This is a genomic window from Sphingopyxis sp. H115 (assembly GCF_001468465.1).
Lineage (GTDB): Bacteria > Pseudomonadota > Alphaproteobacteria > Sphingomonadales > Sphingomonadaceae > Sphingopyxis.
Map to the genome: position 1 here is coordinate 1 of NZ_LNSA01000052.1, position 13424 is coordinate 13424.

19 protein-coding genes are annotated in these 13424 nt (G+C 69.2%); 18 read left to right on the forward strand and 1 reads right to left on the reverse strand.

Annotated elements, in window-relative coordinates; translation table 11 throughout:
* The 10 genes from ATE71_RS22625 to ATE71_RS21175 all read left to right on the forward strand — a co-directional run.
* The coding region (locus tag ATE71_RS22625) for a hypothetical protein (protein ID WP_160328071.1) at positions 1 to 410 on the forward strand (410 nt) is incomplete at its 5' end.
* A gap of 185 nt (positions 411 to 595) precedes the next feature.
* On the forward strand, positions 596 to 1702 hold the full coding sequence (locus ATE71_RS21140) for a phage portal protein (protein ID WP_058805310.1): 1107 nt from the start codon (positions 596 to 598) through the stop codon (positions 1700 to 1702).
* A gap of 94 nt (positions 1703 to 1796) precedes the next feature.
* Complete coding sequence (locus tag ATE71_RS21145; protein WP_058805311.1) at positions 1797 to 2105, forward strand: DUF6127 family protein; 309 nt, start codon at positions 1797 to 1799, stop codon at positions 2103 to 2105.
* A gap of 2 nt (positions 2106 to 2107) precedes the next feature.
* Positions 2108 to 2596, forward strand: coding sequence for an HK97 family phage prohead protease (locus ATE71_RS21150; RefSeq protein ID WP_082665342.1), 489 nt, complete (start codon positions 2108 to 2110; stop codon positions 2594 to 2596).
* 67 nt (positions 2597 to 2663) lie between these two features.
* Positions 2664 to 3806 (forward strand): phage major capsid protein, encoded by a 1143-nt coding sequence (locus ATE71_RS21155; RefSeq protein ID WP_082665343.1) that lies wholly within the window; start codon positions 2664 to 2666, stop codon positions 3804 to 3806.
* Positions 3807 to 3905: 99 nt separating this feature from the next.
* A complete protein-coding gene (locus tag ATE71_RS21160; RefSeq protein ID WP_058805312.1) occupies positions 3906 to 5372 on the forward strand; it encodes a tail fiber domain-containing protein in 1467 nt (488 codons plus the stop codon).
* Positions 5369 to 5533: a hypothetical protein gene (locus ATE71_RS22630; RefSeq protein ID WP_160328072.1), complete on the forward strand. Its 165-nt coding sequence runs from the start codon at positions 5369 to 5371 to the stop codon at positions 5531 to 5533. Before ATE71_RS21160 ends, ATE71_RS22630 begins: the two co-directional genes overlap by 4 nt.
* A gap of 25 nt (positions 5534 to 5558) precedes the next feature.
* Positions 5559 to 5840, forward strand: coding sequence for a hypothetical protein (locus ATE71_RS21165; RefSeq protein ID WP_058805313.1), 282 nt, complete (start codon positions 5559 to 5561; stop codon positions 5838 to 5840).
* On the forward strand, positions 5837 to 6385 hold the full coding sequence (locus tag ATE71_RS21170; protein ID WP_082665344.1) for a head-tail connector protein: 549 nt from the start codon (positions 5837 to 5839) through the stop codon (positions 6383 to 6385). The genes ATE71_RS21165 and ATE71_RS21170 overlap by 4 nt, the downstream gene beginning before the upstream one ends.
* Positions 6382 to 6777 carry a DUF3168 domain-containing protein gene (locus ATE71_RS21175; RefSeq protein WP_058805315.1) on the forward strand — a complete coding sequence of 132 codons (396 nt, stop codon included), beginning with the start codon at positions 6382 to 6384 and terminating at the stop codon, positions 6775 to 6777. The genes ATE71_RS21170 and ATE71_RS21175 overlap by 4 nt, the downstream gene beginning before the upstream one ends.
* Positions 6778 to 6803: 26 nt before the next feature.
* On the opposite strand, the gene ATE71_RS21180 is transcribed toward ATE71_RS21175, so the two are convergent.
* Entirely contained in the window at positions 6804 to 7139 is a 336-nt protein-coding gene (locus tag ATE71_RS21180; RefSeq protein WP_058805316.1) for a hypothetical protein, read from the reverse strand.
* Between the two features lie 49 nt (positions 7140 to 7188).
* Here ATE71_RS21180 and ATE71_RS21185 point away from each other — a divergent pair, with 49 nt between their 5' ends.
* The 8 genes from ATE71_RS21185 to ATE71_RS21220 all read left to right on the forward strand — a co-directional run.
* A complete protein-coding gene (locus tag ATE71_RS21185) occupies positions 7189 to 7596 on the forward strand; it encodes a phage tail tube protein (protein WP_058805317.1) in 408 nt (135 codons plus the stop codon).
* A complete protein-coding gene (locus tag ATE71_RS21190) occupies positions 7593 to 7919 on the forward strand; it encodes a gene transfer agent family protein (protein WP_058805318.1) in 327 nt (108 codons plus the stop codon). Before ATE71_RS21185 ends, ATE71_RS21190 begins: the two co-directional genes overlap by 4 nt.
* A 1-nt stretch (position 7920) precedes the next feature.
* The gene (locus tag ATE71_RS21195; RefSeq protein ID WP_058805319.1) at positions 7921 to 8124 is read left to right on the forward strand and encodes a phage tail assembly chaperone; all 204 of its coding nucleotides are present in this window, start codon (positions 7921 to 7923) and stop codon (positions 8122 to 8124) included.
* Complete coding sequence (locus tag ATE71_RS21200) at positions 8117 to 8698, forward strand: hypothetical protein (protein WP_058805320.1); 582 nt, start codon at positions 8117 to 8119, stop codon at positions 8696 to 8698. The genes ATE71_RS21195 and ATE71_RS21200 overlap by 8 nt, the downstream gene beginning before the upstream one ends.
* Positions 8698 to 11022: a DUF2460 domain-containing protein gene (locus ATE71_RS21205; protein ID WP_058805321.1), complete on the forward strand. Its 2325-nt coding sequence runs from the start codon at positions 8698 to 8700 to the stop codon at positions 11020 to 11022. The genes ATE71_RS21200 and ATE71_RS21205 overlap by 1 nt, the downstream gene beginning before the upstream one ends.
* Positions 11016 to 11837 carry a DUF2163 domain-containing protein gene (locus ATE71_RS21210; RefSeq protein ID WP_058805322.1) on the forward strand — a complete coding sequence of 274 codons (822 nt, stop codon included), beginning with the start codon at positions 11016 to 11018 and terminating at the stop codon, positions 11835 to 11837. The genes ATE71_RS21205 and ATE71_RS21210 overlap by 7 nt, the downstream gene beginning before the upstream one ends.
* Positions 11830 to 12249: an NlpC/P60 family protein gene (locus ATE71_RS21215; protein WP_235588101.1), complete on the forward strand. Its 420-nt coding sequence runs from the start codon at positions 11830 to 11832 to the stop codon at positions 12247 to 12249. The genes ATE71_RS21210 and ATE71_RS21215 overlap by 8 nt, the downstream gene beginning before the upstream one ends.
* Positions 12250 to 12260: 11 nt before the next feature.
* Positions 12261 to 13424 (forward strand): phage tail protein (locus ATE71_RS21220; RefSeq protein WP_201022997.1); only part of this gene is annotated, 1164 nt, incomplete at its 3' end.

Consider the following 13424-nt stretch of genomic DNA (forward strand, 5'->3'; position numbering starts at 1 on the left):
GTTTGATCTTTGCGGTGCCGGATGTTCAAGTTTATACGTGCGGAACGTCGATTTGGGGGCAAGCGATGAAGTGCGTAAGCGTCGGAGAGAGTGTTTCGATCGAAGACGGCGTTGCGCAAATCGCTTTTGATCTTGGCTGTTCGCCCGCTGTCTACCTCATCATCTCAAGACCGTGCGATCCGGACGCAGCCGGCGAGTTTTTCGGTCACGATCACTATCTTGAGATCAAGGACCAGCGTTACGGGAGCTATGGGCCGATTAGCGCGCTTGAGATCAGCGGCGCGTCCGGCTTTCGCATTCGCTTCAAGCACGATGTTCCGGATTTGAAAGATGAACTCTTTATCGTCACGAGCACTCCGATGTCGGATGCAATCATAGACCAACTGCGAGCTTTGGAACGTTCTGAATGAAGCGGGCGGCATATAGTTCCGTCGTCACCCCGGACTTGATCCGGGGTCCATGACTGCGCCGTCGCCGTGGATCCCGGATCAAGTCCGGGATGACGAAAGAGTGGAATAGGCAGGCCCCGGATCAAGTCCGGGGTGACGAGGCTGAGTGCAAGGCATGGTCCGGGCACGAAGGATAGGAGATCATCATGAACTGGTTTGGCCGCAAGGCCGTGCAGGTGCCTGCGCGGCCCGCTTTGTCGCGTGTCTATGGGACGTGGAGTGCGCCTGCTCCGATGAGCTGGGAGGTGCAGGTGCGCGAGGGGTATTTGTCCAATGCGATCGTGCAGCGCGCGGTGCGGCTTGTTGCCGAGGCGGCGGGGTCGGCGCCTCTGGTGGCGAGCGATCCGGCGCTGGCGGCGCTGGTCGGCGCGGCGTCGGGCGGGCAGGGGCTGGTCGAGACTTTGGCGTCGCAGCTGCTGCTCCACGGCAATGGCTATGTGCAAATCTTGACCGATGGCGCGGGGGCGCCCGCCGAGCTGTTCGCGCTGCGCCCCGAGCGGGTGACGGTCGAGGCGGACGCGCGCGGCTGGCCCGTGGCCTATCGGTACAAGGCGGGCGGGTCGGCGGCGGTGCTGCCCGCCGAGGATGGCGCAGGGCGCGTGGCGGTGGTGCATGTGAAGGCTCTGCATCCGCTCGACGATCATTATGGCGCGGGGTGCCTCGGCGCCGCGGCGGGCGCGATCGCGGCGCATAATGCGGCGGCGAAGTGGAATGCGGCGTTGCTGGAGAATGCGGCGCGGCCTTCGGGCGCGCTGGTGCATGATCCGGGCGACAAGGGCATGCCGTTGTCGGCCGAGCAGGTCGACCGGCTGCGCGAGGAACTGGCCGAGAGCTTTGCGGGCGGAGCGAATGCGGGGCGGCCTTTGCTGCTGGAGGGCGGGCTCAAATGGCAGGCGCTGTCGCTGTCGCCCGCCGAGATGGATTTCCTGGCGCTGAAGGATTCGAGCGCGCGCGAGATTGCCATGGCGTTCGGGGTACCACCGATGCTGCTCGGGCTGCCCGGCGACGCGACCTATGCCAATTATCGCGAGGCCAATCGGGCGCTGTGGCGGCTGACGGTGCTGCCGCTTTGCGCGAAGATTTTGGGAGCGATTTCGCAGGGATTGTCGGGATGGTTCGACGGCGCCGAGCTGCGTGTCGACCTCGACCGGGTGCCGGCGTTGGTCGAGGACCGGATGGCGCTGTGGCGCGAGGTGTCGGGCGCCGACTGGCTGACGGCGAACGAGAAGAAGGCGCTGTTGGGGGTGGCCTAGCCTGCATCGTCACGCCGAACTCGATCCGGAGTCCAAGACTTCGGCGCAGCTGTGGATCCCGAATCAAGTCCGGGATGACGAAGGAGTTACACAAATGGACGAAGATGAGGCGCTGGCGCGGTTGATCGCGCTGGCGGGGACGGGTGCGCCCGATGCGGCGTTGCTGCGCGCGGTGGTCGAGGAAGCGAGCGAGCTGGGCGCGCGGCGCGCGCTGGCGCGGCTGGGGCTCGCCGACGAAGCGGCGCGCGACGATGTGAGCGATTTGCGCCAGCTGCTCGGCGCCTGGCGCGATGCGAAAACGAGCGCGTGGAAGGCCGTGGTCGACTGGGCGGTGCGGTGCGGGTTGGCGCTTGTCGTGGTTGGGCTGGCGATGAAACTGGGGCTGCCGGGGCTGCTGAAGTGAGCATGGCGGCGGAGCGGGCTATTCCGCATTGCGAGACGCGTGCCTCGCCACACCCCCTCCCGCAAGCCGAAGGGGGGACCCGGTTTGCCGGTTACGCCTCGGTGTTCGACCGGGTCGATCGGGGCGGCGATATCGTGCGCGCGGGGGCATTTGCGGCGACGCTGAAGGCGGGGCGGGTGGTGCCCTTGCTGTGGCAGCATCGGCCGGGGGCGGTGGTCGGCGCGATCGAGACATTGGCGGAGGATGCGCGGGGTTTACGCGTCGTGGCGCGGGTGACGCATCCCGTCGCGGCGAAGCTGGTCGCGCAGGGCGCGCTGACCGGGTTGAGCTTTGGGTATCGGGTGCGCGGGGCGCGGGGCGCAAACCCGCGCGAACTGACCGCGCTCGACCTTGCCGAGGTGAGCCTGGTTGCGGCGCCGATGCAGCCGCTGGCGCGGGTGATTGCTGTCGAAAACTCTCACGTCGCCCCCGCGAGGGCGCGGGCCGGTTGAATGGGGTGAGGCGACAACGGCCCCCGCCTTCGCGGGTGCGACGGTATTCGAAGAAGGAGTGAAAAGCATGGACGATATGGAAGTGAAGGCGGACGCGCTCGACGGGGCGTTCGACGCGGTGCTGGCGGCGGAGGCGGTCGACGAGCTGAAAGCGTCGGTGGCGGCGCTCAAGGCGCAGGTCGAGCGCCAAGCGGTGGCGGCGGTGCGGCTGCCTCTCGATGGGGCGAAGGCGGCGGTCGATCCGGCGCTGAGCGCATTCGTCGAGCGCTATTTGCGGCGCGGGATCGATGCCGGTGTCGAGATGAAGAGCCTGTCGGGGGCGTCGGGCGGCGAGGGCGGTTTTGCGGTGCCGCGCGAGATCGACGGCAGCATCGCGGAGACGCTGAAGACGCTGTCGCCGATCCGCAGCATCTCGACGGTCGTGCAAACGGGGACAAGCGGATATCGCAAGCTGGTCGCGACCGGATCGATGGGCGCGGGCTGGGTCGGCGAGAGTGCGGCGAGGCCCGAGACGGGGACGCGCAGCTTTGCCGAGATCGCGCCGCCGTCGGGTGAGCTTTACGCTAATCCGGCGGCGAGCCAAGCGATGCTCGATGATGCGATGTTCGACGTCGAGGCCTGGCTGGCCGAGCAGCTGGGGCGCGAATTCGCGGTCGCCGAAGGCAGCGCCTTTGTGAACGGCAACGGGACGAACCGGCCCAAGGGCTTTTTGACCTATGCCACCACCAATGAGGCCGACAGCGTGCGCGCGTTCGGGACGCTCCAGCATCTTGCGACCGGGACGGCGGGCGCCTTTCCTGCGTCGAACCCGCAGGACAAGCTCGTCGAGCTGGTCCATTCGCTGAAGGCGCCGTACCGGCAGGGGGCCTGCTGGGCGATGAATAGCGACACGCTCGCCCGCATCCGCAAGTTCAAGACGAGCGACGGCGCCTTTATCTGGCAGCCGGGGCTGGTCGAGGGGCAGGCGGCGACCCTGCTGGGTTACCCGGTGGTCGAGGCCGAGGACATGCCCGATGTGGCGGCGAACAGCCTGTCGATCGCTTTCGGCAATTTCCGTGCCGGCTATCTAGTGGCCGACCGTGGCGAGACGCGGATCCTGCGCGATCCGTTCAGCAACAAGCCCTTCGTGCATTTCTATGCAACCAAAAGGGTCGGCGGTGCGATCATCGATTCACAGGCCATCAAGCTGATGAAGTTCGCTGCCAGCTAAGCGGCTGGCGCGCGAGGGGCGCCCGGCCTTGCTCCCCCCCTTTCGGGCGGGCCGGGCGCCGATTTTTCCTTATCAGGACCAGGAAAGGATGGCCTTGCCATGTCGACCCCCTTTTTCGCCGATCTGGTGCGCGAATTGTGCCAGGAGGGCGGGACCGGACCGTTGACGCCGAACGGCGCGGTCCCCGGACATCGCCGCTTTGCCGGCGCCGTGCCGCCCGGCACGCTGTTTCATTATGCAGTGGCGGGCATCGCCCATCCCGACGAATGGGAGGTCGGGACGGGGCAGATCGACGGCGGCGGGCGACTGGTGCGTCAGAGCGTGTCGGCGTCGTCGAACGGCGGTTCGCCGGTCGATTTCACCGTCGGGCTCAAGACCCTTGCGCTGACCGTTGGTGCCGGGTGGTTCGCGAGCCGCGACACCGCCGCGGCGACTGCGAGCGCGAGCCTTGAGGAGCTTGGCCTAGCGGTCGCGGCCAAACAGCCGCTGTCGACCGGGCACGACTCCGCGACGACGGGGGCGGCGGGCGACACGCTGACGGTGCGGCGCGGCGCCGGCTGGGTGAATATTCCGCTGACCGCGCTGGCCTATCGCGATGCGGGCGGGATGGTGGTCGCGGGCGCCGCGCTAGGCGGGGCACCGGGAAGCGCTGCCGCCCCGTCGCTGAGCTTTGCGGCCAATCCGAACACCGGGCTGTTCAATCCCGAGGCTGATGCAATCGGGTTTGCGGCGGGGGGCACCGAACGCGCGCGGCTGACCGCAACGGGACTGGGGATCGGCGGTGCCGCGTCGCACGCATTGCATCTGCGCGGCGCGGCGCCGACAACCTGCATCGAGGCGACGACGACCACCGGCACCGTGATCGGGACGAAGGGCCCGCGGCTGCTGTTACAGAGCAACAGCAATACCATCGGCAATGGCGGTGAGATCGTCTTTGCCGCGACCGGGGACACCGACGTCGAGCGCTGGGCCGCAATTTCGGGCCATATCCTCACCAACACCGCGAGCGGCGCCTTCGGCGACCTGATCGTCGCGACGAAGGCGGCGGCGACCGATACGGCGCTGTCGCCGCGGCTGGCAATCCAGGCGTCGGGGGTTGTCCGGCCGGGGGCCGACAATGTGCAAAACCTGGCGGCCGCCTCCTATCGCTGGAACAACAGCTATTTCGGCGCCAGCCCGACGGTGACGTCCGACGCGCGCGAAAAAAGCTGGCAGGGGGCGGCGGACGCACGCGAATTGCGCGCCGCTGGTCGCATCGCGGCGGAACTGGGTTTCTATCAATGGAACGATGCGATCACCGAAAAGGGCGCAGGCGCGGCGCGGCGGCACTTCGGCGTGCGCGCGCAGGCGGTGTGGGCGATCATGGCCGACGAGGGGCTGATCGACCCGATCGGCGCCGATGGGCGGCCGGGCGCCACGCCCTATGCCTTTTTGTGCTGGGACGAATGGGCCGACACGGCAAGCGGCGAGGGCGGCGACCGGTTCGGGATCCGGCCCGACCAGCTCGCGCTGTTCCTGATCGCTGCGCAGGAGCAGCGGCTGGCGGCGCTGGAGACGGCCGCATGATTGCGGGGGCGGCGCTTGGGTCGCGGGCGATCGGCGACGCCGCGCGCCGCGACCTGGCGAGCGAATGGGGCGGCCCGGAACCGGGTGGCGACCGCAGCCCGCCGCAGCGCGTGCAGGTCGTCCGCGAGGCGGACCGGCGCGTGACCGTGCGCAAACCCTGAAAAACAGAGCGAGAAAGGAGCGGCGATGGCGATCATGGTGAAAGACCCCGGCGCGCGGATCGATTTCGAATTCGACTGGCAGACCGCCTATCCCGGCGGCCAGGCCGTAGTGGCGAGCGACTGGACGGTTATCCCCGACGAAGCCGGCGGCATCGCCGTGCCCGCGTCAGCGCATGATCTGTTGCAGGCGACCGCGACGCTGGCCGGCGGGATCGCGGGCCATGTCTACCGGATCACCAACCGGGTGACGATGAGCGATGGGCAGGTCGACGAACGATCGGTGACGATGCGGGTGGAGGAACGATGATGGCGACGAGCCCGATCCCCGGCGATGTGCCGGTGAGCCTGAACGAAGCGCGCGGCTGGCTGCGGCTGGGGCCGAGCATCGACGACGCCGTCGTCGCGCAGCTGCTGCGCGCCGCGACGGGCATCTGCGAGGCCTATATCGGTCAATGGCTGATCGTGCGGACGGCGGAGGAGACGCTGCCGCTGCGTAGCGGCGCGGCGCGTCCGACCGCGCGGCCGGTGATCGCGGTCGAGACCGCGACCTTGCTGACGCGCGAGGAGGGTGAGACCATTCTTGGCGCCGCGGATTACCGGTTGATGCGCGAGCCGGGGGGTGCGGTGCAGCTGGTCGTCGCGGCGCCAGGCGATGCCGACCGCGTGCGTATCGTCTATCGCGCCGGGCTGGCGGACGGGGTCAACGCCGTTCCCGAAGCGATCCGGCAGGGGATCGTCCGCATGACGCAGCACCTGTACGACGCACGCGACGGCACGGGGGCGACGCCGCCCGCAGTGATCGCGGCACTGTGGCAGCCGTGGCGCATGCTGAGCCTGGGCGGCGCGCGATGAGCGGCGCCGAACGGGCGGTGCGCGCGAAGGCGCTCGCGCTGCTGACGGACGACGCCGAGCTGGCGGGGCTGGTGCATGGCATATTCGACGGCGTGCCCGCGAGGGCGAGCGCGCCGTATGTCAGCGTCGGGCCCGCCGAGGGCCGCGACTGGGGCACCAAGGATCGGGCGGGGCGCGAAATAGGTCTGACGCTGGCGCTGGTCGGCGCGGGAAGCGGCGTCGACGACCGCGCGGCGTCGCGGATCGAGGCGGTCGCCATGGGTTTGCGCGGCGCCGCGGACGAGTGGACGGTGGTCGGCGCCCGGACGATCCGGACGCGTTTCGGCTTTGCCCGCGACGGTGGGTGGCGGCACGAGATCGTCGTGCGGTGCCGCTGTCTGGCCGGCATGTAGGTTCGGGCGTCCCTAACGGCGGGGCGTCATTCGCCGGGAAGCGAGTTGTTCGCTTTATAATCCTTGAACTTGTCGGTGAAATTGGCGTGATAATCGTCGACCTGCATGTCGGCATCCTCGGTCGCGACCTTTTCGGAATCGCCGCCCGAGCGGCCGAGCGCGATCACCGCCTTGCGAAAGGCATCGCGTTCGGCGGTGCAGGTCGCCTTGAGCGCCAGTTCATATTCCGCTTCTTCCATCTTGGCTTCGAGCGACGCCTTCATGTGGTCGCGCAGGCATTTGGTGAATGCCGCGCGTGTCGTGTCGACCGCGGCGGCCGGCGCCGGCGCCATGGCGGCCAGAAGCAATGTGGTGATCAGCATCCTGCGACTCCCCGTTACGCATGATTTTTCTGTCCGAGGAGATTAGACGATGGCAATTGAAAATGGGAGCGCTTTTCTGCTCAAGGTCGGCGACGGCGGCGCCCCGCCGACCTATCAGACGGTGGCAGGATTGCGCACGACGCAATTGTCGGTGAACGGCGAGGCGGTCAATGTCACGACCAAGGATTCTGCCGGGTGGCGCGAGCTGTTGCCGGGGGCCGGCGTGCGGTCGGTTTCGGTGAGCGCGGCGGGCATTTTTACCGGCTCCGACGCCGAGGTGCGGCTGCGCGGCCATGCGCTGGCCGGGACGATCGACGATTATGAGCTGAGCTTCGAAAGCGGCGAGCGGATGCGCGGGCGCTTCCTGGTCACGCGGCTGGACTATGCCGGCGATTATAACGGCGAGCGCAATTACACGCTGAACCTGGAATCGAGCGGCGCGGTGGCAAGCCTGTGAGCGCCGCCGCAAAGACGGGCGCCAACGCGCTGCGCGGCGAGGCTGAGCTGCGCGTCGGTGGATCGGTGCACGTCCTGCGCCCGAGTTTTGCCGCGCTGGTCGCGGCCGAAGCCGAGCTGGGGCCGCTGTTCGCGCTGGTCGAACGCGCGGCCGACGGGCGGCTGGCGCTGGGCGAGCTGGCCGCGCTGTTCTGGCATTGCATTCGCGACCGGCCCGAGGCGCTGACGCGCGACGTGCTGGGCGAGGCGATCGTGCAGCAGGGACTGGCGGCAGCGACCCCCGCGCTTCGCCTGTTGCTGGGGCAGATATTGCAGGGACACTGAGGTGGAAGGCGATCGGCTGGGTCCGGCGGCTATCAGGCTGGCGGGCATGATGGCGCGCGTCGCCGGCTGGCGGCCGGACGAATTCTGGACGGCGACGCCGGCCGATGTGCGCGCGGTGCTGGGCGGTTGGGTCGAGGCAGACGACGCAGCGGGTTTCGACGACGCCGCGCTGGCGGCGATGATGGAGAGGTTTCCCGATGGGTGACGAGGTCGATGACATGCTGGTTTTGGTGCGCGCCGATACCGGAGCGTTCCGGCGCGAGGTCGCCGCGCTGCGCAGCGAGCTGGAAGGATCGCTGGGAGCCGCCGCCGATGCCGGCGGCCGTGCGATCGAACGTGCGCTGACGCGGGCGATCGTCAGCGGGAAGATGGGGTTCGAGGATCTGAAGCGGCTCGCGCTGTCGGTGATGTCCGACATCGCGCGCGCGGCGATTTCGACTGGCATCGGCACGGCGATGGGCGGAGGCGGCGCGAGCGGTGGCGGGGGTGGATTGCTGTCGTTCGGCGCCTCGATCGCGCAGGCGTTGTTCGGCGCCCCGGGCCGCGCGACCGGCGGGCCGGTGAGCGCGGGCCGCGCCTATCGCGTCGGCGAGCGCGGACCCGAGCTGTTCGTGCCGACCGCGAGCGGGCGGATCGAGACGGGGGGTGGCCAGCTGCGCAACATCGCGATCACGGTGAACGTGCATGGGCAGACGGGAAGCGATCCGCAACGGCTGGCGCAGACGGGCCGGCAGCTGGCGCGCGCGGTGCGGCGCGCGGTGGCGAACGGAGACGATTGATGGGCTGGGCGTTGCTTGCGGCGGCCGAACCGCATCATCGCAAGGGCTGGCTCAAACGCTTCGACCCGCGGTTCTGGGCGATCGATTTTGCGCGGCCGATGATGGCGAGTGTGACCGCGGGCGCGCCGGGTTCGCTGCGCGTCGAGGCGGTCTTTTACCGCAAAGAGGATCTGGCGGGGCTGATCTGGGAGAGCGAGGACCGCTGGGATCATCCCTTGCTCGCTTATGAAACGCGCCGCGATTTCCGGCACACGCGGCTGCGCTTTCGTTGGCGGTCGGGCGGGGTGAAGCCGCTCGACGCGCTGCACGGGCCGACGCTGACGATCGAGGGGCGCGACGCTGCGGGGGACCCGCGCGCCTGGTATGTGCGGCTGTGGAACTATGCCGAGGGGACCGCCGAGGATGCGGTCGTCAACCTCGACTTCGACGCGCTCGAAGGCGGCTTTATGCTGCCCGGCGAAGCCGACCCGGTATGGGCGGGCGACATCGACCGGATGTTCGTCTCGCTAGTGCCGCCGGCCTATGACGGGGGCGCGGGAGCGCTGGCGGCGCCGGTCGAGGGCTGGGCCGAGATGAGCGATATCGCCGCGTCGGGGTCGGGATCGGTGCTGGCGATCGGCGATGTCGTGATGCCCGAGCAGGGCCTGGGAATCGCGAGCGGTTATGACGACAGCTATCACCTGACCCCAGCGCGGCTGGTGCGGCAGATGATCCAGCTCGGTTACCGCGGCGACGTCGTCCACTATGTCGGGATGAGCCATTATATGCGGCTTTCCGCGGTGGACGGCGATTTGCTCGCGGATGTTGCGGGCGGTGCGATCAATGCGCCCTGTGCGGCGTGGCATGCGAGCTTCGCGGCGGCGTGCGAAGCGGCGGGGCTGGGGCTGATCTGGTCGCTCTCCTACGAATTGTTCGATGCCTATTGCCCCGGCGCGTGGAAGCAGCGCACGAGCGACGGGTCGCCGGGGCTGACCGGGTGGGAGCCGCCGTCGGCGCTGCTGTCGCCGGCGAATGCGGAGGCGATGGGATATCTGCAGCTGGTCGCGCGAGCGTTCGTCGCGATCGGTCTGGCGGCGCGATTGGCACCGAAGTTCCAGGTGGGTGAACCCTGGTGGTGGATCGCACCCGGAGGCCGCATCTGCGCCTATGACGCGGCCACGACGGCGGCGCTGGGGGCGGCGAGCGTGGCGATCGCCGATGTGCGCGGCGACCTCGATGCGCCGCAGCTCGCGATGCTCGACGCGCTGGGGGCGATGCTCGCGGCATCGACCGAGGCGCTTGTCGCCGCGGCGCGGGACGAAGCCGGCGAGGCGGGACTGGCAAGCCATTTGCTCGTCTATCTACCGACAGTGCTCGACCCGGCGGCGCCCGAAGTGCGCCGCGCCAATGTGCCGACGGGATGGGTGGCGCCCGCCTTCGATGTGCTGCAGCTGGAAGATTATGATTGGGTGACCGGCGGGCGCGGTGCCGAGACGGCGGGTGCGCGCGCCGCGATGATGGCACGGCTCGGCTATCCGATTGACGATCAGCATTATTTTTCGGGGTTCGTATTGGCGGCGGAGGATCGGGCGCAGTGGGCGGAGATTGCCGAGGCCGCCGATGCGGCGCGGCGCGCAGGGGTGTCGCAGACCTTCGTCTGGGCGCTGCCGCAGGTGGCGCGCGACGGCTTTGTGACATTCGACGGGGAGAATGATGTGCAGGCGTATGATGCAGTGGATTTCCCGATCGCGATCGGGCGCGAGGCGGTGGTCGTGACCGAATTTTCGACGCAGGTCGTGAGCTCGCCGTCGGGGCACGAGCAGCGCGCGAGCGAATGGGCCGAGGCGCGGATGCGCTACGATGCGGGGCCGGGGGTCCGGTCCGAAGCAGATGTGCGGACGCTGACCGATTTCTTTCGCGCGCGGCGCGGCGCGGCGCGCGGATTCCGGTTTCGCGACCCGTTCGACAGCAGCTCGGCCATCGATAACGGACCGCCGATGGCGACCGATCAGATACTCGGCACCGGCGACGGGATGCGGCGGCAATTCGCGTTGGTCAAATATTACGGCAGCGGCGACACGGCGCAGCTGCGCAGCATCCGCTTACCGGTGGCGGCGAGCGTGCGCGTGTCAGTCGATGGGATCGAGACGGCGGCGTTCCTCGTGACCGACGACGGCGAGATATTGCTCGACGACGCGCCCGCACCGGGGGTGGCGGTGCGCGCGGGGTTCCTGTTCGACGTGCCGGTGCGCTTTGCCGAGGACCGACTGGAAGCGAGCCGTGCGACCTTCCTCGCGGGCGAGGTGACGAGCGTCCCGCTGGTCGAGGTGCGCGCACCATGGTGATGGAACGCGCGCCCGACTGGCTGCGCCAAGAGCTGGTCACGCTGGCCTGGTGCTGGCGGCTGGCGCGGCGCGACGGGGTGACGATCGGGCTGACCTCGCACGACCGCGACCTGGCTGTCGGCGGCCTGCTGTATCGCGCGGCGCCGGGGATGAAGCCGTCGGCTCTGGAAACGAGCGACAGCCTCGATGCGTCCACGATGGATATCGAGGGCGCAGTGACGAGCGATGCGATCGCGGCGCGCGACCTCGACGCTGGACGCTGGGATGGCGCCGAACTTGAGCTGTTCGTGACCGACTGGAGCGCGCCCGATGGCGCGCCGGTAACGGTCGCGCGGGGATCGCTGGGCACGATCGAGCGGCGCGGGGCGGCTTTCGCGGTGGAGTTGCAGGGGGTGACACGGCTGCTCGACCGGCCGGTATGCCCGGCGACATCGCCGTCGTGCCGCGCGACGCTGGGCGATCGGGCATGCCGTGTCGACCTGGCGCCGCGCACGCATATGCGGCGCGTTACGACGGTCGATGGAAGGATGGTGACGCTCGACGCGCCGGCCCCGGAGATCGCGTTCGGCGAGCTGATGTGGATGGAGGGCGGCAATTGCGGGCTCGCAAGCCCGGTGATCGCTGCGGAGGGGACGGTGCTCCATCTGGCGGAGGTCCCGCCCTTTGCGTCGTCGGGGCCGGTGCGTGTGCGGCTGACCGAGGGATGCGACAAGCAGCTGGCGACGTGCCGCGACCGTTTTGCCAACGCGGTCAATTTTCGCGGCGAGGCGCACCTGCCGGGAAACGACCTGTTGACGCGTTATCCAGGTGGATGAAGCGCGCGACGATCTTTTGGCGGCACGCGCCTTTGCGGCGGCGCGGGGGATGGTGGGCGCGCGGTTTCGTGCGCAGGGATATGCGCCCGCAACGGGGCTCGATTGCGTGGGACTGGTGTGGGCCGCCTATGCGGCGGCGGGGCGCGAACTGGTCCGCCCGACGGGCTATCCGCTGCGCGGCTGGTCGCGCGCGCGTATCGAGGCCGCGCTTGCGGCGGCGGGTTTCGCGGCAGCCGCAGCCGAGCGCCCGCGAAGCGGCGACCTCGCGCTGATCGCCTATCCGGCGCGGCAATATCATCTCGGCCTGCTGGGGCCGGAGACGTTGGTTCACGCGCACGCCGGGCTGCGGCGGGTGGTCGAAACGCCCGTGGATGCACAGCTGCTTGCCGCGGCGCACTGGCGGCTTTCTTGAAGGGAACGACAATGGCGACCTTGGTGCTGACGGTGGTTGGCGGAATAGTCGGCGGACCGGTCGGTGCCGCGGTGGGGGCGGCGATCGGCCAGCAGGTCGATGCTGCGGTCTTCAAGCCAAAGGGACGCGAGGGGCCGCGGCTGGCCGACCTGAAAGTTCAGGCGTCGACCTATGGCCAGCAGATACCCCAATTGTTTGGGACGATGCGCGTCGCGGGAAGCGTCATCTGGGCGACCGACTTGATCGAGCGCCGCGACAAGCGCGGCGGCGGCAAAGGGCGGCCATCGGTGACCGAATATAGCTATGCCGTCTCGCTGGCGATCGCGCTGTCGTCGCGGCCCATTCGCGCAATCCGGCGGATCTGGGCCGACGGCAATCTGCTGCGAGGATCGAGCGGAACATTCCACGAGCGATGCACATTCCGATGGTACGCCGGAAGCGAAGACCAGCCGGCCGACCCGCTGATCGCGTCGGCGACCGGCATCGGATCGGCAAATGCGTTCCGCGGGCTGGCTTATGCCGTGTTTGAGGAAATGGAACTCGGCGCATTCGGCAACCGGATTCCGTCGCTGACCTTCGAGGTTGAGGCTGATGCCGGCGACATCGATGCGGGGACGATCAGCGACCGGCTGCTCGGCGAAACGGGGCGATGCGGCGGGGCGTGGCGCATTGCCGGCTATGCGGCGTCGGGCGACCGCGCCCGCGACGCGCTGGCGCCGCTATTCGATGCCGACCGGACCGGGCTGGTGTCGGGCCCCGATGCGTGGCGCCTCGCGCCCGTCGCGCTGGCCGGCGCCCCGCTGGCGCTCGGCGATTTCAGCGAGGCGCGGCGCGTCGAGGCGGCGGCCGACCGGGCCGAACAGAGGCGCCTGCCGCTGGCGGCGTTTCCGGGAACGATCCGGCTGCGTCACTACGAGCCCGGTCGCGATTACCAACTGGGGCAGCAGTCGAGCGCGGTCGCGGGAGGCGGGCTGCGCGAAGACCGGATCGACCTGCCGGCGGTGTTGCCCGCGGGATCGGCTCGCGCGCTTGCGCTTGCGCTCGCGCGCGCAGCCGCCGACGGGCGTGAGACGCTGATCTGGCGCGCCGACCTAGCGGCGCTGGCGCTCGCGGTCGGGCAGGTCGTGACGCTGGCGGACGGCAGCGGCTGGCGGCTCGCCGGACCGTCCGTCCGG

What these genes read in the sequence shown, in the direction of transcription:
- ATE71_RS21140 (WP_058805310.1), top strand. Translation starts at nt 596, where the DNA reads ATGAACTGGTTTGGCCGCAAGGCCGTGCAGGTGCCTGCGCGGCCCGCT.
- ATE71_RS21145 (WP_058805311.1), top strand. Translation starts at nt 1,797, where the DNA reads ATGGACGAAGATGAGGCGCTGGCGCGGTTGATCGCGCTGGCGGGGACG.
- ATE71_RS21150 (WP_082665342.1), top strand. Translation starts at nt 2,108, where the DNA reads ATGGCGGCGGAGCGGGCTATTCCGCATTGCGAGACGCGTGCCTCGCCA.
- ATE71_RS21155 (WP_082665343.1), top strand. Translation starts at nt 2,664, where the DNA reads ATGGACGATATGGAAGTGAAGGCGGACGCGCTCGACGGGGCGTTCGAC.
- ATE71_RS21160 (WP_058805312.1), top strand. Translation starts at nt 3,906, where the DNA reads ATGTCGACCCCCTTTTTCGCCGATCTGGTGCGCGAATTGTGCCAGGAG.
- ATE71_RS22630 (WP_160328072.1), top strand. Translation starts at nt 5,369, where the DNA reads ATGATTGCGGGGGCGGCGCTTGGGTCGCGGGCGATCGGCGACGCCGCG.
- ATE71_RS21165 (WP_058805313.1), top strand. Translation starts at nt 5,559, where the DNA reads ATGGCGATCATGGTGAAAGACCCCGGCGCGCGGATCGATTTCGAATTC.
- ATE71_RS21170 (WP_082665344.1), top strand. Translation starts at nt 5,837, where the DNA reads ATGATGGCGACGAGCCCGATCCCCGGCGATGTGCCGGTGAGCCTGAAC.
- ATE71_RS21175 (WP_058805315.1), top strand. Translation starts at nt 6,382, where the DNA reads ATGAGCGGCGCCGAACGGGCGGTGCGCGCGAAGGCGCTCGCGCTGCTG.
- ATE71_RS21180 (WP_058805316.1), bottom strand. Translation starts at nt 7,139, where the DNA reads ATGCTGATCACCACATTGCTTCTGGCCGCCATGGCGCCGGCGCCGGCC.
- ATE71_RS21185 (WP_058805317.1), top strand. Translation starts at nt 7,189, where the DNA reads ATGGCAATTGAAAATGGGAGCGCTTTTCTGCTCAAGGTCGGCGACGGC.
- ATE71_RS21200 (WP_058805320.1), top strand. Translation starts at nt 8,117, where the DNA reads ATGGGTGACGAGGTCGATGACATGCTGGTTTTGGTGCGCGCCGATACC.
- ATE71_RS21205 (WP_058805321.1), top strand. Translation starts at nt 8,698, where the DNA reads ATGGGCTGGGCGTTGCTTGCGGCGGCCGAACCGCATCATCGCAAGGGC.
- ATE71_RS21210 (WP_058805322.1), top strand. Translation starts at nt 11,016, where the DNA reads ATGGTGATGGAACGCGCGCCCGACTGGCTGCGCCAAGAGCTGGTCACG.